This window comes from Streptomyces sp. SID8374 (assembly GCF_009865135.1).
In the GTDB taxonomy this organism is placed as follows: Bacteria; Actinomycetota; Actinomycetes; order Streptomycetales; family Streptomycetaceae; genus Streptomyces.
In genome coordinates, this window is record NZ_WWGH01000001.1 from 3,364,318 (window position 1) to 3,386,002 (window position 21,685).

The window sequence follows — 21,685 nt, forward strand, 5'->3', positions numbered from 1 at the left end:
TGTCCTCAGCCCTCGCTCGGGTTCGGGTCGGCGGACGCGAGGGCCGCGCGCACCAGGTCGTCGATGTCCATGGTTCTGATCGCCTCGTCGGACGCGGCCGGTGCGGACGCGGCCGGTTCAGGGGCAGGTCCGGAAGGAGCGGCCGACGGGGGCGCCGTCGGGGTGGACGAGGCGGGGCCGGCGAGTGCCAGCAGCGCTTCCAGGAGTCCCGTGCCGCGCAGCGCGTCCAGGGGGACGGACGCGAGGGCCTGGCGGATCGACGCCTCGTCCTGCGCGGCCGCCTCCTGCGGCAGCGTGTCGGGGGCGCTGTCGTCGATGTCCGGGGCCAGCTCCTCCAGCAGGAATTCGGCGAGGACCACCGGGCTCGGGTAGTCGAACATCAGGGTCGCCGGGAGCCGGGTCCCGACCGCCTTCTGGAGCCGGTTGCGCAGGTCGATCGCCGCGAGGGAGTCGAGGCCCTGTGCCGTGAAGCCCTTGTTGGCATCGACGGTGTCGGGGTCGCCGTGCGTGACGGCGGCGACCTGCGCCTTGATGACGTCGAGGACGGCCTGCTCCCTCGCGACCGCCGTCAGGCCGGAAAGGCGGCGTGCCAGCGGCAGTTCCTCGGCGGCCGGTGCCGCGGCGGCGGCGGTGGACGCAGTGGTGACCGCGGGCGCCCTGACCTCCCGGCGCGGGGGTGCGGCAGCCGCCGCGCGCATCACCTCCCGCAGCAGTACGGGGGGCTCGGCGGCGGGGTCCCCCGGAGTCTCCACCCGGATCGGTGCGAGGAACGCCTCGTCCAGGGTGAGCGCCTCGTCCAGGAGTTCCAGCCCGTCTGCGGTCGGCAGGGCCGGGATGCCGAGGGTCCGCATCCGGCGCAGGTCGGCGTCGGTGACGCCGCCGCCCAGGCCGGTCTTCGTCTCCCACAGGCCGAACGCCAGGGACACGGCCCGCAGGCCGAGGGCGCGCCGGTGGGCGGAGAGCGCGTCGAGGAAGCGGTTGGCGGCCGCGTAGTTCCCCTGTCCCGCCCCGACGACGAGTCCGGCGCAGGAGGAGAAGAGGACGAACGCGGCGAGGTCCAGCTCACGGGTGGCGTCGTGCAGGTGCCAGGCGGCGTCGACCTTGGGCCGCAGCACGGTCTCGAACTGCTCCCGGGTCAGGGCGCCCACCATCGCGTTGTCCATGACGCCCGCGGCGTGCACGACGGCGGTCAGGGGGCGGTCTGCGGGCAGTGAGGCGAGCAGGGCGTCGACGGCGGCGCGGTCGGCGGCGTCGCAGGCGGCCAGGGTGATCTCCGCGCCGAGCGCCGCGAGTTCGTCGCGCAGTCCGGTGGCGCCGGGTGCCCCGGCGCCGCGCCTGCTGGTGAGCAGGAGGTGCCGGACGCCGTGTTCCGTCACGAGGTGGCGGGCGACGACGGCACCGAGGCCGCTGGTGCCGCCGGTGATGAGGACGGTGCCGTCGGGGTCCCAGGACACGGGGGCGGTGACAGTGCCCGCGCCGACCCGCGCCAGTCGGGTTACCCGGACCTCGGCGCCCCGCAGGGCCACCTCGGGTTCCCCGGAGGCGGCGACGGCGGGCAGCGCGTCGCGTGCCGGGCCGGAGCCATCGGAGTCCACGAGGACGAAGCGTCCCGGGTTCTCCTCCTGCGCGGACCGCAGCAGGCCCCACACGGGTGCCTGGGCGAGGTCGACGGCCTCGTCCCCGGTGACGGTGACGGCGTTACGGGTCACCACCATCAGGCGGGAGTCCGCGTACCGGGCGTCGGCCAGCCAGCCCTGGACCGTGTCCAGGACCTGCCAGGTGACCGAGCGGACCGCGTCCGGCACGTCGTCGGTGCCCCCGGCGGCGGGTACGGGCAGCACCACGACGGCCGGGACGGGTGCGCCGCCGGTGACGGCTGCGCCGAGTGCGGCCAGGTCCGGGTAGGGGCGCCCGACACCGTCCGGGTGGACGGGCCCGGCGGCCGGCTCGGGCCCGACGACGGCCCAGTCGTCCGCGACGGCGGAGACGGCTCCGCCCAGCGGGAGCTGGTTCCACACCAGGCGGAACATCGCCTCCCGTTCACCGTCGCCCGCGGCCGCCGCGGCGTTGACGCGGGCCGCCGTGACGGGCCGCACCACCAGGGACTCGATGGTGGCGACGGGGGCGCCGGACGGGTCGGACAGCTCCAGCCGTACGGCGTCCGAGCCCTCCGAACGGTGGGACTCGACGGGGGTGATGCGCACCCTCAGCCGTGAGGACCCGGCGGCGTGCAGGGTGACGCCGGACCAGGCGAAGGGGAGCTGGGTGCCGCCGACGTCCTGCGGCTTGCGCCCGTCCATGAAGTCGGTCGCGCTGAGCGCCGCGTCGAGGATGGAGGGGTGCAGCCGGAAGTCGGCGCCCACGGCGAGGGAGTCCTCGGGGAGCGACACCTCGGCGAAGGTCTCCTTGCCGCGCGACCAGACGCCGCGCAGGCCTCGGAACATCGGCCCGTAGCCGTAACCCTGGCTGGTGAGGTAGTCGTAGACGCCCTCGGTGTCCACGGTCCGCGCGCCCTCCGGGGGCCAGACGCCGGTTCCGACGCCGAAGGTCTCCGGCGCCGGTGCCGCCTGCCCGCCGGTGGCGAGCACCCCGCTGGCGTGCCGGGTCCAGGGGGCGTCCGAGGGCGCGTCGTCGGCGCGGGAGTAGACGGCGAGCGAGCGCCGTCCCGTGCTGTCCTCGGGGTCGACGACGACCTGGAGCGCCAGGCCGCCGTGGGGCGGCAGCGGCATCAGGACCTCGATGGTCAGCTCCTCGACGACGTCGCAGCCGACCTCCTCACCGGCGCGGATGGCGAGTTCGATGTATCCGGTGCCGGGCAGCAGCACCGTGCCGAGCACGTCGTGGTCGGCGAGCCAGGGGTGGGTGCGTACGGACAGCCGTCCGGTCAGCACCACCCCACCGGCCTCGGGCGACACGACGACGGCGCTGAGCAGCGGGTGTCCCGCCGCGGTCTGGCCGAGGGCAACCACATCGCCGTCGGCGGCGGCGGCGGGGGCGGCGGGGGCGTCCAGCCAGTACGTGTCACGGGCGAAGGCGTACGTGGGCAGATCGACGCGGCGTCCGCCTCGGCCTTCGAGGACCTCCGCCCAGCTCGGCCGGGCCCCGGCGGTGTGCAGCCGGGCGAGCGCGGTGAGCAGGGTGCGGACCTCGGGACGGCCCTTGCGCAGGGCCGGTACGACCAGGGCGCCGGGCTCGTCGAGGCAGGTCTTGGTGAGCGCGGTCAGGACCGCGTCCGGGCCCAGTTCGACGAAGCGGGTGACCCCGTTCGCCCGAAGGCTGCCGACACCGTCGGCGAACCGGACGGCCTCCCGCACATGCTGGACCCAGTAGTCCGGCGAGGCGAGGAGGGTCTCCTCGGCGAGGTCGCCGGTGACGTTGGACACGACCCGCAGGGACGGGGCGCGGTAGGTGAGTCCCTGGGCGACCTGCCGGAACTCCTCCAGCATGGGGTCCATGAGGGGCGAGTGGAAGGCGTGGGAGACCCGCAGCGCCGTCGTCTTACGACCCAGCTCCCTGAAGCGACCCACCACCTCACCCACCGCGTCCCCGGCACCCGAAACCACCACCGCCGAAGGCCCGTTCACCGCCGCCACCGACACACCCGGCACCAGCCACGGCACGACCTCCTCCTCCGAGGCCTGCACCGCCACCATCGCGCCACCCTCCGGCAACGCCTCCATCAACCGGCCACGCGCCACGACCAGTTGAGCCGCGTCAGAGAGGGAGAACACCCCCGCCACGTGCGCGGCGGCTATCTCCCCCACCGAGTGCCCCGCCAGGAAGTCAGGCCGTACGCCCCACGACTCCACCAACCGGAACAGCGCCACCTCCACCGCGAACAACGCCGGCTGCGCCACCCCCGTACGGTTCAACACATCGCCATCCGCACCCCACACCACATCCCGCAACGAACGACCCAAGTGCCCATCCACCTCGGCCACCACCGCGTCAAAAGCCTCCGCGAACACCGGGAACGCGGCATACAACTCACGCCCCATCCCCAGCCGCTGCGCACCCTGACCCGAGAACAGGAACGCCGTCGCACCGGGCGGCTCCTCGGCGGAGCCGGTGACGGTGTGTGCGGTCGGGCGGCCCTCGGCGAGTTCCGCCAAGGCCTCCAGGGCGTCTGCGCGGTCGTCGGCGAGGACGACGGCACGGTGGTCGAGTACCGCACGCGTGATGGCCAGGGAGAAGCCGGTGTCCGTCAGGGAGTGCTCGGGGTGCGCCACGAGGTGGGCGCGCAGCCGGTCCGCCTGTGCGGGCAGCGTCTGGGCGTTCCGCGCGGACAGCACCAGGGGTACGAGAGGGAGCGGCCCGGCCTCGGGGGCGGCGGGCTCGGCGGGCGCGCCGCCCGGTGCCTCCTTGATGTTGCCGCCCGGCGCCTTCTCGGTGACGACGTGCGGCGCCTCCTCGATGATCACGTGCGCGTTGGTGCCGCTGAGGCCGAACGACGAGACACCGGCCCGGCGCGGACGCTCCCCCGGGGCCCAGGGGACGGGCTCGGTCAGCAGCCGCACCTCTCCTGCCGTCCAGTCCACCTGCGGTGACGGCTCGTCCACGTGCAGCGTCCGGGGCAGCAGGCCGTTGCGCAGGGCCATGACCATCTTGATGACACCGCTGACCCCGGCCGCCGCCTGCGCGTGGCCGATGTTGGACTTGATGGAGCCCAGCCACAGCGGCTGGTCAGCCGGGCGGTCCTGGCCGTACGTGGCCAGCAGCGCCTGCGCCTCGATCGGGTCGCCCAGCCGGGTCCCCGTACCGTGCCCTTCCACGGCGTCCACATCACCCGGCGCCAGCCCCGCACTCTCCAGCGCACGACGGATCACCCGCTGCTGCGAAGGACCGTTCGGCGCGGTCAGACCGTTCGACGCACCGTCCTGGTTGATGGCGCTGCCCTTGACCACCGCGAGTACGGGGTGGCCGTGGCGTTCGGCGTCCGAGAGGCGCTCGATCAGCAGCAGGCCCACGCCCTCGGCCCAGCTGGTGCCGTCGGCCGCGCCGGCGAACGCCTTGGAGCGGCCGTCGGCGGCGAGGCCGCGCTGCCTGCTGAAGTCGACGAAGATCTCGGGGGTCGGCATGACCGTCACACCGCCCGCGAGGGCGAGGTCGATCTCGCCCGAGCGCAGCGCCTGGCAGGCCATGTGCAGGCTGACCAGGGAGGACGAGCAGGCCGTGTCGACGGTGACGGCGGGACCTTCGAGGCCGAGGGCGTAGGCGACGCGGCCGGACGCGATGCTGCCCGCGCTGCCGTTGCCCAGGTAGCCCGCCAGGTCGTCCGGAACGTCGGTGACCCGGCTGCCGTACTCGTGGTACATCACGCCCGCGTAGACGCCGGTCCGGCTGCCGCGCAGCGTCGCCGGGTCGATGCCCGCGCGCTCGAACGCCTCCCACGCGGACTGGAGCAGGAGCCGCTGCTGCGGGTCCATGGCGAGGGCCTCGCGCGGCATGATGCCGAAGAACTCGGGGTCGAACTCGGCGGCGTCGTAAAGGAATCCGCCCTCGCGGACGTACGTCCGGCCCGGCAGTCCCGGCTCCGGGTCGAACAGGGCGTCGCCGTCCCAGCCCCGGTCGGTGGGGAACCCGGCGATGGCGTCCCGGCCGTCGGCGACCAGGTCCCACAGCTCCTCGGCGGAGCGGACCCCGCCGGGGAAGCGGCAGCCGATCGCGACGATCGCGATCGGGTCGTCGTCATCGTCGGAGGCCACCCGTGCGGCGGGGGCGACGGCGGGCGCCGCCGCCGTCGTCGTTCCGGCGAGCGCGGTGTCCAGGTAGCCGGTCACCGCGGTGGCGTTGGGGTAGTCGAAGACGAGGGTGGCCGGCAGCCGCAGTCCGGTGGCGCCCATGAGCAGGTTGCGCAGTTCGACGGCGGCGAGGGAGTCGAAGCCCTGGTCGCGGAAGGCGGTGTCGGGACCGACCGCGTCCTGCGAGGTGTGGCCGAGGACGCTCGCGACCTGCGCCCGGACCAGGCCGAGCAGGATACGGGCCCGCTCCTCGGCCGTGGCGCCCGCGAGGCGCTGCCGCAGGTCGGGGTCGCCGGTCCGCTCCCGTACGGTACGGCGGGCGGGGCCCCGGGTGCGGCCGCGCAGCAGTGCGGGCAGTGCGTCGTGGGCGCGGTCGCGGGCGGCGAGGGCGGCGGTGTCCACGGCGAGCGGGACGACCACCGGCTCCCCGGTGCCGAGCGCCGCGTCGAACAGGGCCAGCGCACGGTCGGCGGGCAGCGCGGGCAGGCCGAGGCGCCGCATCCGGTCGAGGTCGGCCTCGGTGAGGTCGCCGCCGAGTCCGGTGCTGACCTCCCACATGCCGTACGCCAGGGAGGTGGCGGGCAGCCCGGCCGCGGCGCGGTGGACGGCGAGCGCGTCGAGGAAGACGTTGGCCGCCGCGTAGTCGGCCTGTCCTGCGGCGAGGACGAGGCCGCCCGCCGACGAGAAGAGGACGAACGCGGTGAGGTCGTGGTCCCGGGTGAGGTCGTGGAGCAGCCACGCGCCGTCCACCTTGGGGCGCAGGACGGCGTCGAACCGCTCGGGCGCCAGGCTCTCGACGAGGCCGCCGTCGGCGGTGGCGGCGGCGTGCACGACGCCGCGCAGCGGACGGTCGGGGTCGATGGCGGCGAGGACGGCGGCGAGCCGGTCCCGGTCGGCGATGTCGCACGCGGCGACCTCGACCCGGGCGCCCAGCGCGGTCAGCTCCTCGACGAGCGCGTCGGCGCCCGGTGTCGCGGCGCCGCGCCGGCCGAGCAGCAGCAGGTGCCGCACGCCGTGCTCGGTGACGAGGCGGCGGGCGACGAGCGCGCCGAGGCCGCTGGTGCCGCCGGTGACCAGGACGGTACCGGCCGTGTCCCAGGGGGCGGGGAGCGGCTCGGCCGGCTGGACGGCGGACGCCAGCCGGGGCACCCACAACTCCCCGGCGCGCACGGCCACTTCGGGCTCACCGGAGGCGAGCCCGGCCAAAACATCGGCGTCGGCAGCAGCACCAGCGGGAGCGTCCGTGGCGATGTCGACCAGGGTGAACCGGCCGGGGTGCTCGGCCTGCGCCGCCCGCACCAGGCCCCACACCGGCGCCTGCGCCAGGTCGACATCCTCGCCGGGCAGCGCGGACACGGCCCGCCGGGTCACCACGGCCAGCCTCCGCCCGTCCGACGCGGGGTCGGCGAGGAACGCCTGCACCTCGCCGAGCACTTGGTGCGCGACGGCGCGCACCGCGTCGGGCACATCGGTGCCGTCGGGCGCGGCCGGGCAGTGCAGGATCACGGGAGCGCCGGGCTCGCCCGCCGCGTCGGGCGCGGGCACGGCACGCTGCCAGGCGACGCGGTGCAGGGCGCCGGACGTCCCCGAGGCAGCCGCGGCGATCTGCTCGGCGGAGACCGGCCGGGAGACCAGCGACTCGACGGTGGCGACCGGGGCGCCGCTGTCGTCGGCGACCATGATGGCCGACACCTCATCGCCCTTGACCCGCTGGATGTGCACCCGCAGCGTCGCCGTACCGGCCGCGTGCAGGGTCACGCCGTTCCAGGAGAACGGCAGCAGGGTCGGGGCGTCGGGCGCGGGGTCCGTGAGCAGGTCGGCGTGCATGGCGGCGTCCAGCAGCGCGGGGTGCAGGCCGAAGGAGGCCGCCTCCGTCCGCGCCGGTTCGGCGAGCGCCACCTCCGCGTACACGTCGGTGCCGCGACGCCAGGCCGCCCGCAGTCCCTGGAACGCGGGCCCGTAGGCGTACCCCCGGCCGCGCAGCCGCTCGTAGGCGCCGCCCACGTCGACGGGCGTCGCCCCGGGCGGAGGCCACTGGGTGAGGTCGAAGGCGGGGGCGGCCGGTTCCGTGGTGAGCGTGCCGTGGGCGTGCCGGGTCCAGGGCCCGTCCGGGTCGGTGCCGCCGCGCGAGTGGATGCTCACCGAGCGAGCGCCGGACGCGTCGGCGCCGCCGACGGAGACCCGCAGGGCGAGCCCGCCCCGCCCGGGCACGGTCAGGGGCGCCTCGAGCAGGAGTTCCTCGACGCGGCCGCAGCCCACCCGGTCACCGGCGCGTACGGCCAGCTCCACGAAGCCGGTCCCGGGCAGCAGGACGCCGCCGAGCACACCGTGGTCGGCCAGCCAGGGCTGGGTGTCCACGGAGAGCCGTCCGGTCAGGACGACGCCACCGGTCTCGGGGACGACGACGGCCGCGCTCAGCAGCGGGTGCCCCACCGGTTCGAGGCCTACGGAGTCGAGACCGCCGCCGACGCCGCTGCCCCCGTCCAGCCAGTACCGCTGGTGCTGGAAGGCGTACGTGGGCAGTTCGGTGGCCAGCTCCGTGAAGCGTGCGGGGACACCGAGGAAGGCGGACCAGGCGACCGGGACCCCGCGCGTGTGGAGCCGGCCGAGCGCCACCACCAGCTCGCGCAGCTCGGCGCGTTCGCGGCGCAGCGCCGGGACGAAGGCGGCATCGGAGCCATCGGTGACGGACTGAGCACCCATCCCGCTCAGCACACCGTCGGGACCGATCTCCAGGTACGAGAGAACGCCCCGCGCTTCGAGGTGGCTGACGCAGTCCGCGAACCGCACCGCCTCGCGTACGTGCCGCACCCAGTACGCAGCTGTCGCCACGTCCGGCGACACCTCACCCGAGACACCCGACACCAGCGGAATCCTCGGGGCGCTGAACGACAGACCCGAGACGACCTCCTCGAACTCCGCAAGCATCGGCTCCATCAACGGCGAATGGAAAGCGTGTGACACCCGCAAGCGCGACGACTTCCGCCCCTGCGCAGTGAACGCGTCCGCGATCTTCGTCACCGCGACCTCGGCACCCGAAATCACCACGGAGCGCGGCCCGTTCACCGCAGCGATACTCACCGAGTCGGACGACAACAGCGGTTCGACCTCGGCCTCCGTCGCCTCCAGAGCCACCATCGCGCCGCCCTCAGGCAACGCCTCCATCAACCGGCCTCGCGTCACCACCAGTTGAGCCGCATCTGCCAGCGACAGCACACCCGCCACATGCGCGGCCGCGATCTCCCCCACCGAGTGACCCGCCAGGAAGTCCGGACGTACGCCCCACGACTCCACCAAGCGGAACAGCGCCACCTCCACCGCGAACAACGCCGGCTGCGCCACCCCCGTACGGTTCAACGCCTCCCCGTCCGCACCCCACACCACATCCCGCAACGAACGACCCAAGTGGCCATCCACCTCGGCGAGTACGGCGTCGAACGCCTCCGCGAACACCGGGAACGCCTCGTACAACTCACGGCCCGTCCCCAGCCGCTGCGCACCCTGACCCGTGAACAGGAACGCCGTCTTGCCTTCCCGTACCTCGTCCACCACCGCGCCCTGCCCGAGGGCCAGTGCGTCGAGGGCGGCGGCCAGTTCGCTCCGGTCCGCGCCGAGGGCGACGGCGCGGTGGTCGAGTCCGGCGCGGGCGGTTGCCAGGGCGTGGCCCGCGACGGCGAGGCGGTCGTCGGTGAGGGTGTCCAGGTGGGCGCGGAGCCGCTCGGCCTGGGCGCGCAGCGCCTGCGGGGTCCTGGCGGACAGCGGCCAGGCCAGGGCCGCCGGTGCGAGGGCGGGGGCCGGGGCCTCCTGCGGACCGGCGTCTCGGGCGGGCGGCTCCTCGATGATGACGTGTGCGTTGGTGCCGCTGATGCCGAACGACGACACCGCCGCGCGGCGGGGCCTGTCCGCCACGGGCCAGTCCGTGGGCTCGGTCAGCAGTTCGACGGCGCCGGACTCCCAGTCGACCTGCGGTGACGGCTCGTCCACGTGCAGCGTCCGGGGCAGGACGCCGTGCCGGATCGCCTCGACCATCTTGATGACGCCGGCGACTCCGGCGGCGGCCTGCGCGTGGCCGATGTTGGACTTGATGGAGCCCAGCCACAGCGGCTGGTCAGCCGGGCGGTCCTGGCCGTACGTGGCCAGCAGCGCCTGCGCCTCGATCGGGTCGCCCAGCCGGGTCCCCGTACCGTGCCCTTCCACGGCGTCCACATCACCCGGCGCCAGCCCCGCACTCTCCAGCGCACGACGGATCACCCGCTGCTGCGAAGGACCGTTCGGCGCGGTCAGACCGTTCGACGCACCGTCCTGGTTGATGGCGCTGCCCTTGACCACCGCGAGTACGGGGTGGCCGTGGCGTTCGGCGTCCGAGAGGCGCTCGATCAGCAGCAGGCCCACGCCCTCGGCCCAGCTGGTGCCGTCGGCCGCGCCGGCGAACGCCTTGGAGCGGCCGTCGGCGGCGAGGCCGCGCTGCCTGCTGAAGTCGACGAAGATCTCGGGGGTCGGCATGACCGTCACACCGCCCGCGAGGGCGAGGTCGATCTCGCCCGAGCGCAGCGCCTGGCAGGCCATGTGCAGGCTGACCAGGGAGGACGAGCAGGCCGTGTCGACGGTGACGGCGGGACCTTCGAGGCCGAGGGCGTAGGCGACGCGGCCGGACGCGATGCTGCCCGCGCTGCCGTTGCCCAGGTAGCCCGCCAGGTCGTCCGGAACGTCGGTGACCCGGCTGCCGTACTCGTGGTACATCACGCCCGCGTAGACGCCGGTCCGGCTGCCGCGCAGCGTCGCCGGGTCGATGCCCGCGCGCTCGAACGCCTCCCACGCGGACTGGAGCAGGAGCCGCTGCTGCGGGTCCATGGCGAGGGCCTCGCGCGGCATGATGCCGAAGAACTCGGGGTCGAACTCGGCGGCGTCGTAAAGGAATCCGCCCTCGCGGACGTACGTCCGGCCCGGCAGTCCCGGCTCCGGGTCGAACAGGGCGTCGCCGTCCCAGCCCCGGTCGGTGGGGAACCCGGCGATGGCGTCCCGGCCGTCGGCGACCAGGTCCCACAGCTCCTCGGCGGAGCGGACCCCGCCGGGGAAGCGGCAGCCGATCGCGACGATCGCGATCGGGTCGTCGTCATCGTCGGAGGCCACCCGTGCGGCGGGGGCGACGGCGGGCGCCGCCGCCGTCGTCGTTCCGGCGAGCGCGGTGTCCAGGTAGCCGGTCACCGCGGTGGCGTTGGGGTAGTCGAAGACGAGGGTGGCCGGCAGCCGCAGTCCGGTGGCGCCCATGAGCAGGTTGCGCAGTTCGACGGCGGCGAGGGAGTCGAAGCCCTGGTCGCGGAAGGCGGTGTCGGGACCGACCGCGTCCTGCGAGGTGTGGCCGAGGACGCTCGCGACCTGCGCCCGGACCAGGCCGAGCAGGATACGGGCCCGCTCCTCGGCCGTGGCGCCCGCGAGGCGCTGCCGCAGGTCGGGGTCGCCGGTCCGCTCCCGTACGGTACGGCGGGCGGGGCCCCGGGTGCGGCCGCGCAGCAGTGCGGGCAGTGCGTCGTGGGCGCGGTCGCGGGCGGCGAGGGCGGCGGTGTCCACGGCGAGCGGGACGACCACCGGCTCCCCGGTGCCGAGCGCCGCGTCGAACAGGGCCAGCGCACGGTCGGCGGGCAGCGCGGGCAGGCCGAGGCGCCGCATCCGGTCGAGGTCGGCCTCGGTGAGGTCGCCGCCGAGTCCGGTGCTGACCTCCCACATGCCGTACGCCAGGGAGGTGGCGGGCAGCCCGGCCGCGGCGCGGTGGACGGCGAGCGCGTCGAGGAAGACGTTGGCCGCCGCGTAGTCGGCCTGTCCTGCGGCGAGGACGAGGCCGCCCGCCGACGAGAAGAGGACGAACGCGGTGAGGTCGTGGTCCCGGGTGAGGTCGTGGAGCAGCCACGCGCCGTCCACCTTGGGGCGCAGGACGGCGTCGAACCGCTCGGGCGCCAGGCTCTCGACGAGGCCGCCGTCGGCGGTGGCGGCGGCGTGCACGACGCCGCGCAGCGGACGGTCGGGGTCGATGGCGGCGAGGACGGCGGCGAGCCGGTCCCGGTCGGCGATGTCGCACGCGGCGACCTCGACCCGGGCGCCCAGCGCGGTCAGCTCCTCGACGAGCGCGTCGGCGCCCGGTGTCGCGGCGCCGCGCCGGCCGAGCAGCAGCAGGTGCCGCACGCCGTGCTCGGTGACGAGGCGGCGGGCGACGAGCGCGCCGAGGCCGCTGGTGCCGCCGGTGACCAGGACGGTACCGGCCGTGTCCCAGGGGGCGGGGAGCGGCTCGGCCGGCTGGACGGCGGACGCCAGCCGGGGCACCCACAACTCCCCGGCGCGCACGGCCACTTCGGGCTCACCGGAGGCGAGCCCGGCCAAAACATCGGCGTCGGCAGCAGCACCAGCGGGAGCGTCCGTGGCGATGTCGACCAGGGTGAACCGGCCGGGGTGCTCGGCCTGCGCCGCCCGCACCAGGCCCCACACCGGCGCCTGCGCCAGGTCGACATCCTCGCCGGGCAGCGCGGACACGGCCCGCCGGGTCACCACGGCCAGCCTCCGCCCGTCCGACGCGGGGTCGGCGAGGAACGCCTGCACCTCGCCGAGCACTTGGTGCGCGACGGCGCGCACCGCGTCGGGCACATCGGTGCCGTCGGGCGCGGCCGGGCAGTGCAGGATCACGGGAGCGCCGGGCTCGCCCGCCGCGTCGGGCGCGGGCACGGCACGCTGCCAGGCGACGCGGTGCAGGGCGCCGGACGTCCCCGAGGCAGCCGCGGCGATCTGCTCGGCGGAGACCGGCCGGGAGACCAGCGACTCGACGGTGGCGACCGGGGCGCCGCTGTCGTCGGCGACCATGATGGCCGACACCTCATCGCCCTTGACCCGCTGGATGTGCACCCGCAGCGTCGCCGTACCGGCCGCGTGCAGGGTCACGCCGTTCCAGGAGAACGGCAGCAGGGTCGGGGCGTCGGGCGCGGGGTCCGTGAGCAGGTCGGCGTGCATGGCGGCGTCCAGCAGCGCGGGGTGCAGGCCGAAGGAGGCCGCCTCCGTCCGCGCCGGTTCGGCGAGCGCCACCTCCGCGTACACGTCGGTGCCGCGACGCCAGGCCGCCCGCAGTCCCTGGAACGCGGGCCCGTAGGCGTACCCCCGGCCGCGCAGCCGCTCGTAGGCGCCGCCCACGTCGACGGGCGTCGCCCCGGGCGGAGGCCACTGGGTGAGGTCGAAGGCGGGGGCGGCCGGTTCCGTGGTGAGCGTGCCGTGGGCGTGCCGGGTCCAGGGCCCGTCCGGGTCGGTGCCGCCGCGCGAGTGGATGCTCACCGAGCGAGCGCCGGACGCGTCGGCGCCGCCGACGGAGACCCGCAGGGCGAGCCCGCCCCGCCCGGGCACGGTCAGGGGCGCCTCGAGCAGGAGTTCCTCGACGCGGCCGCAGCCCACCCGGTCACCGGCGCGTACGGCCAGCTCCACGAAGCCGGTCCCGGGCAGCAGGACGCCGCCGAGCACACCGTGGTCGGCCAGCCAGGGCTGGGTGTCCACGGAGAGCCGTCCGGTCAGGACGACGCCACCGGTCTCGGGGACGACGACGGCCGCGCTCAGCAGCGGGTGCCCCACCGGTTCGAGGCCTACGGAGTCGAGACCGCCGCCGACGCCGCTGCCCCCGTCCAGCCAGTACCGCTGGTGCTGGAAGGCGTACGTGGGCAGTTCGGTGGCCAGCTCCGTGAAGCGTGCGGGGACACCGAGGAAGGCGGACCAGGCGACCGGGACCCCGCGCGTGTGGAGCCGGCCGAGCGCCACCACCAGCTCGCGCAGCTCGGCGCGTTCGCGGCGCAGCGCCGGGACGAAGGCGGCATCGGAGCCATCGGTGACGGACTGAGCACCCATCCCGCTCAGCACACCGTCGGGACCGATCTCCAGGTACGAGAGAACGCCCCGCGCTTCGAGGTGGCTGACGCAGTCCGCGAACCGCACCGCCTCGCGTACGTGCCGCACCCAGTACGCAGCTGTCGCCACGTCCGGCGACACCTCACCCGAGACACCCGACACCAGCGGAATCCTCGGGGCGCTGAACGACAGACCCGAGACGACCTCCTCGAACTCCGCAAGCATCGGCTCCATCAACGGCGAATGGAAAGCGTGTGACACCCGCAAGCGCGACGACTTCCGCCCCTGCGCAGTGAACGCGTCCGCGATCTTCGTCACCGCGACCTCGGCACCCGAAATCACCACGGAGCGCGGCCCGTTCACCGCAGCGATACTCACCGAGTCGGACGACAACAGCGGTTCGACCTCGGCCTCCGTCGCCTCCAGAGCCACCATCGCGCCGCCCTCAGGCAACGCCTCCATCAACCGGCCTCGCGTCACCACCAGTTGAGCCGCATCTGCCAGCGACAGCACACCCGCCACATGCGCGGCCGCGATCTCCCCCACCGAGTGACCCGCCAGGAAGTCCGGACGTACGCCCCACGACTCCACCAAGCGGAACAGCGCCACCTCCACCGCGAACAACGCCGGCTGCGCCACCCCCGTACGGTTCAACGCCTCCCCGTCCGCACCCCACACCACATCCCGCAACGAACGACCCAAGTGGCCATCCACCTCGGCGAGTACGGCGTCGAACGCCTCCGCGAACACCGGGAACGCCTCGTACAACTCACGGCCCGTCCCCAGCCGCTGCGCACCCTGACCCGTGAACAGGAACGCCGTCTTGCCTTCCCGTACCTCGTCCACCACCGCGCCCTGCCCGAGGGCCAGTGCGTCGAGGGCGGCGGCCAGTTCGCTCCGGTCCGCGCCGAGGGCGACGGCGCGGTGGTCGAGTCCGGCGCGGGCGGTTGCCAGGGCGTGGCCCGCGACGGCGAGGCGGTCGTCGGTGAGGGTGTCCAGGTGGGCGCGGAGCCGCTCGGCCTGGGCGCGCAGCGCCTGCGGGGTCCTGGCGGACAGCGGCCAGGCCAGGGCCGCCGGTGCGAGGGCGGGGGCCGGGGCCTCCTGCGGACCGGCGTCTCGGGCGGGCGGCTCCTCGATGATGACGTGTGCGTTGGTGCCGCTGATGCCGAACGACGACACCGCCGCGCGGCGGGGCCTGTCCGCCACGGGCCAGTCCGTGGGCTCGGTCAGCAGTTCGACGGCGCCGGACTCCCAGTCGACCTGCGGTGACGGCTCGTCCACGTGCAGCGTCCGGGGCAGGACGCCGTGCCGGATCGCCTCGACCATCTTGATGACGCCGGCGACTCCGGCGGCGGCCTGGCTGTGGCCGATGTTGGACTTGATGGAGCCCAGCCGCAGCGGCTGGTCGGCCGGGCGGTCCTGGCCGTACGTGGCCAGCAGCGCCTGCGCCTCGATCGGGTCGCCGAGGCGGGTCCCCGTACCGTGCCCTTCCACGGCGTCCACATCACCCGGCGCCAGCCCCGCGCTCTCCAGCGCACGGCGGATCACCCGCTGCTGCGAAGGACCGTTCGGCGCGGTCAGACCGTTGGACGCACCGTCGGAGTTGACGGCGGAGCCGCGTACGACTCCGAGGACGCGGTGGCCGTTGCGTTCGGCGTCGGACAGCCGCTCCAGGAGCAGCATGCCGACGCCCTCGCTCCAGCCGGTGCCGTCGGCGTCGGCGCCGAAGGACTTGCACCGGCCGTCGGCGGCGAGGCCGCGCTGCCTGCTCATGTCGACGAAGGTGTCCGGTGTCGACATGACGGTGACGCCGCCCGCGAGGGCGAGGGTGCAGTCGCCCCGGCGCAGGGCCTGGGCCGCCCAGTGCAGGGCGACCAGCGACGACGAGCAGGCGGTGTCGACGGTGACGGCGGGGCCCTCGACGCCGAGCGCGTAGGCGACCCGGCCCGAGACCACGCTGGCGAGGCTGCCGTTGCCGTGGTAGCCCGCGATGTGCTCGGGCAGCGGGCCCAGGCGCAGGCCCCAGTCGTGGTACATCACCCCGGCGAAGACGCCGGTGTCGCTGCCGCGCAGGGAGTGCGGGTCGAGACCGGCGCGTTCGAACGTCTCCCAGGAGACTTCGAGCAGGAGCCGCTGCTGCGGGTCCATGGCCTGGGCCTCGCGCGGACTGATGCCGAAGAACTCCGCGTCGAAACCGGCTGCCTGATAGAGGAATCCGCCCTGGTCGGAGAGGGTTTTCCCGGGCTTGCCCGGCTCGGGGTCGTAGAGGTCGGAGTCCCAGCCCCGGTCGGTGGGGAACCCGGAGACGGCGTCCCTGCCCTCGTCCACCAGGCGCCACAGGTCCTCGGGCGAGGCGACGCCGCCGGGGTAGCGGCAGGCCATGGCGACGATCGCGATGGGCTCGTCGTCGGCGACGGCGGTGGTGGCCGGGGTACGGGCCCGGTCGCCGTCCTCGGTGGTGGCGCCGAGGCGTCCGGCGAGGTGGTCGGCGAGCGCGCCGGGGGTGGGGTGGTCGAAGACGAGGGTGGCGGTCAGCGGGATGCCGGTGGCGGTGCTGAGCCGGTTGCGCAACTCGACGGCGGCGAGCGAGTCGAAGCCCATCTCGTTGAAGGCGCGGGCCGGGGCGATGCGTTCGGCGCCGTCGTGCCCGAGGACGGCGGCGACCTGCCCGCGTACGAGGTCGAGGAGTGCCTCCCCGCGTTCGGCGCGGGTCAGCCCCGCGAGCCTGTGGGCGAGGGAGCGCGCCACCTCGACGCCGTCGGCCCCGTCAGTGCCGACAGCGCGCCTGGCGGGCCTGACCAGGCCGCGCAGCAGCGCCGGGAGGTCGCCGCCGGAGCGGGCCTGGAGGGAGCGCAGGTCGAACCGTACGGGGACGACCGCCGAGGTGTCCGGCGTGGTCAGGACCCGGTCGAGGAGGGCGAGGTTCTCGGCTGCGGTCAGCGGCTGGAGGCCCAGGCGTTCGATGCGGCGCAGCGCCGCCTCGTCGAGTCGGCCGCCCATGCCGCCGGTGCCGGTCCACAGGCCCCAGGCGAGGGAGGTCGCGGGCAGTCCGGCGGCGGTGCGGTGGGCGGCGAGCGCGTCGAGGAAGACGTTGGCGGCCGCGTAGTTGCCCTGTCCCGCGCCGTCGAGGAGGGTCGCCGTCGAGGAGAAGAGGACGAACGCGGACAGGTCGCTGTCGCGGGTCAGCTCGTGCAGGTGCCACGCGCCGTCCGCCTTGGGCCGCAGGACGGTGTCCAGCCGGGTGTCGTCGAGGGAGGCGACGAGCCCGTCGTCGAGGACGCCCGCCGCGTGCACCACGGCGGTCAGCGGCAGCTCGGCGGGGATCGCGGCGAGCGCGGCGGCCAGCGCCGTACGGTCGGCGGCGTCGCAGGCGGTGACGGTCACCTCGGCGCCCAGGGCGGTGAGTTCGTCGCGCAGCGCGGCCGCTCCGGGGGCTTCCAGGCCCCGGCGGCCCGTGAGCAGCAGACCGCGTACGCCGTGCACGGTCACCAGGTGGCGGGCGAGTGCGGCGCCGACGCCGCCGGTGCCGCCGGTGATCAGGACGGTGCCGTCGGGCCGCCACGGGGTACGGCCCGGCTCCGGTGCCCGCTCGGCCCTGGCGAGCCGGGGGACGAGGAATTGGCCGTCCCGCAGGGCGAGTTCGGGTTCCGTGGTGGCGGCGGCGATCCGCAGCGCCTCGGCGGGGTCGAGGGAGCCGTCGGTGTCGAGGAGGGTGAACCGGCCGGGGTTCTCCGCCTGCGCCGAGCGCACCAGGCCCCAGACCGGCGCCTGGGCGAGGTCCGTCACATCGCCGGGCCGGGCGGTGACCGCGCCGCTCGTCAGGACGACGAGCCGCCCGGTCGCGCGTTCGTCGTCGGCCCAGGACCGTACGGCCGCGAGGGCGTCGGACAGGACGGCACGCACGGCGCCGGGCACATCGTCGGCGGACGGCCGGGCGCACCGGTGCAGTTCGGCGGCCGGGGTCCCCTCGGCAGGGGTGGCCCCGGGTGCGGGCAGGGGGGTCCAGGTGACGTGGAAGAGGGCGTCGGGGCGGGCGGCGCCGAGGTGGGCGGCGTCGACCGGGCGGACCAGGAACGCGTCGACGGACGCGACGGGCGCCCCGGTGGGGTCGGCCAGCTCCAGCGCCACCCGCTCGGCACCGGTGGCGGTGATCCGTACCCGCAGGGTGTCGGCGCCGGTCGCGTGCACGGTGACGCCGTTCCAGGCGAACGGCAGCCTGATCCGCTCGTCCTGGGGCTCCTCGGTGGCGAAGTCGGTGGCGTGCAGCACGGCGTCCAGCAGGGCCGGGTGGAGGCCGAAGCCCCTGGGGGACACGCCCCGGTCGTCGGACGAGGGCAGGGCGGCCTCGGCGAGGACGGTGCCGTCGGGGGTGCGCCACACGGCGCGCAGGCCGTGGAAGGCCGGGCCGTAGGCGTAGCCCTGGGCGGCCAGGTCGTCGTAGAGGCCGGAGATGTCGACGGGTTCGGCGCCGCGCGGCGGCCAGGGGCCGGTGGCGAACGCGGCCGGTCCGCCGTCCGGTGTCCGGGGGGCGAGCCGGCCGGTGGCGTGCCGGGTCCAGGGGGCGTCGGCGGGGGCGTCCTCGTCCCGCGCGTAGCAGGCGACGGCCCGGTTACCGGCCGCGTCGGGTGCCTCGGCCACGATCTGGAGGGCGACGCCCCCGGTGGCGGGCAGCACGAGCGGCGCCTCCATGAGGAGTTCGTCGATCCGCTCGCAGCCGGTCTGCTCCCCGGCGTGCGCCGCGAGATCGACGAAAGCGGTGCCCGGGAGCAGCACATGGCCCGCGATGGTGTGGTCGGCGAGCCAGGGGTGGGAGCGCAGGGAGATCCGGCCGGTGAGGACGACGGCATCCGAGTCGGCGAGGCCGACGACCGCGCCGAGCAGCGGGTGGGCGGCGTCGACCTGGCCGAAAGCGGTGGCGTCGGCGGCGGAGCCCGGAGCGCTCAGCCAGTACCGCTCGCGCTGGAAGGCGTAGGTGGGCAGGTCGACGCGGTGGGCGTCGTACGCGGCGAAGAAGGCGCGCCAGTCGGGTGCGGTACCGCGCGTGTACGCCACCGCCAGCGCGGACAGCAGCTGCCGCGGCTCGTCGTGGCCCCGGCGCAGGGCGGACACGAACGCGGGGCCGGTCGCCGCCCCCGGGGTGGTGTCGGTGACGCAGTCGCGTCCCATGGCGCTGAGGACGGGGTCCGGGCCGAGTTCGAGGAAGGTGTCGACGCCCTGCGCGGCGAGCCAGCGCATCCCGTCGCGGAACCGTACGGCCTCGCGGACGTGGCGCACCCAGTGCTCGGGGGAGCAGAGTTCGTCCGTGGTGGCGAGCCGTCCGGTCAGGTGGGAGACCACGGGGATGGCCGGAGGTGCGTAGCTGAGGATCTCGGCGACCTGCCGGAACTCCGCGAGCATGGGCTCCATCAGCGGCGAGTGGAAGGCGTGCGAGACCCGCAGCCGCTTCGTACGGTGCCCGGCGTCGGCCAGCAGCGCGGCGATCGCGGTGACGGTCTCCTCCTCGCCGGAGAGGACGAGGGAGGTGGGGCCGTTGACGGCGGCGATGCCCGCCCGGTCGCCGCAGTCGGCGAGGAGCGGCGCCACCGTCTCCTCGGAGGCCTCGACGGCGATCATGGCGCCGCCCTCGGGCAGCGCGTCCATGAGCCGGCCGCGGGCGGCGACCAGGGTCGCCGCGTCGTCCAGGGAGAGGATGCCCGCGACGTGTGCGGCGGTCAGCTCGCCGATGGAGTGGCCGGCCACGTAGTCGGGGCGTACCCCCCACGCCTCCAGCAGCCGGAACAGCGCGGTCTCGACGGCGAAGAGGGCGGCCTGCGCGTAGACGGTGCGGTCCAGCAGGGCCGCCAGGGGCGAGCCCTCCTCCGCGAACAGGACGTCCCCCAGCGACCGGTCGAGTTGGAGGTCGAGGTAGCCGATGGCGTCGTCGAGGGCCTTGGCGAAGACGGGGTAGGTCTCGTACAGGCGGCGGCCCATGGCGAGGCGCTGGCTGCCCTGCCCGGAGAACAGGAACGCGAGCCTGCCGCCGGTGACGGCCGCGGTGTGCACGCCGGGGGCGTCCTGCCCGTCGGCGACGGCGCGCAGCCCGGCCAGGACGCTGTCGCGGTCACCGGCGAGGACGACGGCGCGGTGGCCGAGTGCGGTGCGGGTGGTGGCGAGCGAGTGGCCGAGGTCGGCGGTGCGCAGCGCGGGGTCGCCCTCGACCCGGTCGAGGAGGCGGCGCGCCTGGGCCCGCAGCGCGGTGTCGTTCCTGGCCGAGAGCGTCAGCGGTACGAGGGTTCCGGCGTCGGCGGGCGCCCCGTCGGGGTCGGCGGGTGCCCGCTCGGCGGCCGGGGGTTCCTCGACGATGAGGTGGGCGTTGGTGCCGCTGACCCCGAAGGAGGAGACCCCGGCGCGGCGCGGACGGTCGCCGGGGGTCCAGTCGACAGGTCTCGTCAGCAGCCGGACGTCGCCCGCCGACCAGTCGACCGCCGGGGTGGCGGCGTCGACGTGCAGGGTCGCCGGGAGCCTCCCGTACCGCATCGCCATGATCATCTTGATGAGTCCGGCGGAGCCCGCCGCGGCCTGGGTGTGCCCGATGTTGGACTTCACCGAGCCGAGCCAGACCGGGCCGTCCTCCGGCCGGTCCTGCCCGTAGGTGGCCAGCAGCGCCTGCGCCTCGATCGGGTCGCCGAGGGTGGTGCCGGTGCCGTGGGCCTCCACGGCGTCCACGTCGGTGGCGGCGAGTCCGGCGTCGGCGAGGGCCTGGCGGATGACCTGCCGCTGGGCCCGGCCGCTGGGCGCGGTCAGGCCGTTGGAGGCGCCGTCCTGGTTGACGGCGGTGCCGCGGACGACGGCGAGGACGGGGTGGCCGTTGGCCTGCGCGTCGGAGAGCCGCTCCAGGACGAACACGCCGACGCCCTCGGCGAAGGCGGTCCCGTCGGCGGCGGCCGCGAACGCCTTCACCGTGCCGTCGGGGGCCAGACCGCGCTGCCTGCTGAACGCGGTGAACGTTCCGGGGCTGCCCATGACGGCGACGCCGCCGGCCAGGGCGAGGCCGCACTCGCCGCTGCGCAGGGACCGTACGGCCAGGTGCAGCCCGACCAGGGAGCCCGAGCAGGCGGTGTCCACGGTCAGCGCCGGGCCTTCGAGGCCGAGGGTGTAGGCGACGCGTCCGGAGACGACGCTGGGCGCGTTGCCGCTGAGGAGGTAGCCGTCGAGGCCGTCGGGCGCCTCGTGCAGCCGCATCGCGTACTCCTGCGGCTCGGCGGCGACGAACACGCCCGTACCGCTGCCGCGCAGGGTGGCCGCGTCGATGCCCGCCCGCTCCACCGCCTCCCACACCGCCTCCAGGACCAGCCGCTGCTGCGGGTCCATCGCCAGGGCCTCACGGGGGCTGATGCCGAAGAAGTCCGCGTCGAAGTCGGCGGCGCCGGGCAGGAATCCGCCGTGCCGCGCATAGGTCGTGCCGGGGGTCGCCGGGTCCTCGTCGAAGAGCCGGTCCAGGTCCCAGCCCCGGTCGTCGGGGAAGGCGTCGCGGATGTGGGTGCCGTCGTCGACCAGCCGCCACAGGTCCTCGGGGGAGGCCACCCCGCCGGGGTAGCGGCAGCCGATGCCGACGACGGCGATCGGGTCGTCCGAGTGGCGGCCGGGGCGCGGCGCGGGCCCGTCCCGCTCGGGCAGCTCCAGCGCCTCCGTACGCAGATGGGCGGCGAGTTCGGCGGGCGAGGGGTGGTCGAAGGCGACGGTCGGCGGCAGGGAGAGGCCGGTCGCGGCGGAGAGCCGGGTGTGCAGCTCCACCAGGGCGACCGAGTCGAGGCCCAGTTCACGGAAGGGCCGCCCGGTGTCCACGGCGGTGGTCCCGGGGCGGGTCGCCCGCAGCACCTCCAGGGTGTGCTCCCGCACCAGGCCGAGCAGCACGTGGGTCTGCTCGGTGGTGGGCAGCGCCGACAGTTCCCGCACGAGCGCCTCGTGCGGGCCGGTGCCGCCGGCCGGCGCGCCGTCGGGGCCGGAGACGAAGTTTCCCGACTCAGTCATCTGCACTCCACACCATCGTCGTCCGCCACGGGACGAAACTCACCAGGAAAACCAAGGAGGCCGGA

The 21,685-nt window shown here is 75.2% G+C and carries 1 protein-coding gene; it reads right to left on the minus strand.

Annotated features, from left to right (window positions below):
* Positions 1–5 precede the first annotated feature (5 nt).
* Entirely contained in the window at positions 6–21,620 is a 21,615-nt protein-coding gene (locus GTY67_RS14835; protein WP_161279007.1) for a type I polyketide synthase, read from the minus strand.
* Between the last annotated feature and the right edge of the window lie 65 nt (positions 21,621–21,685).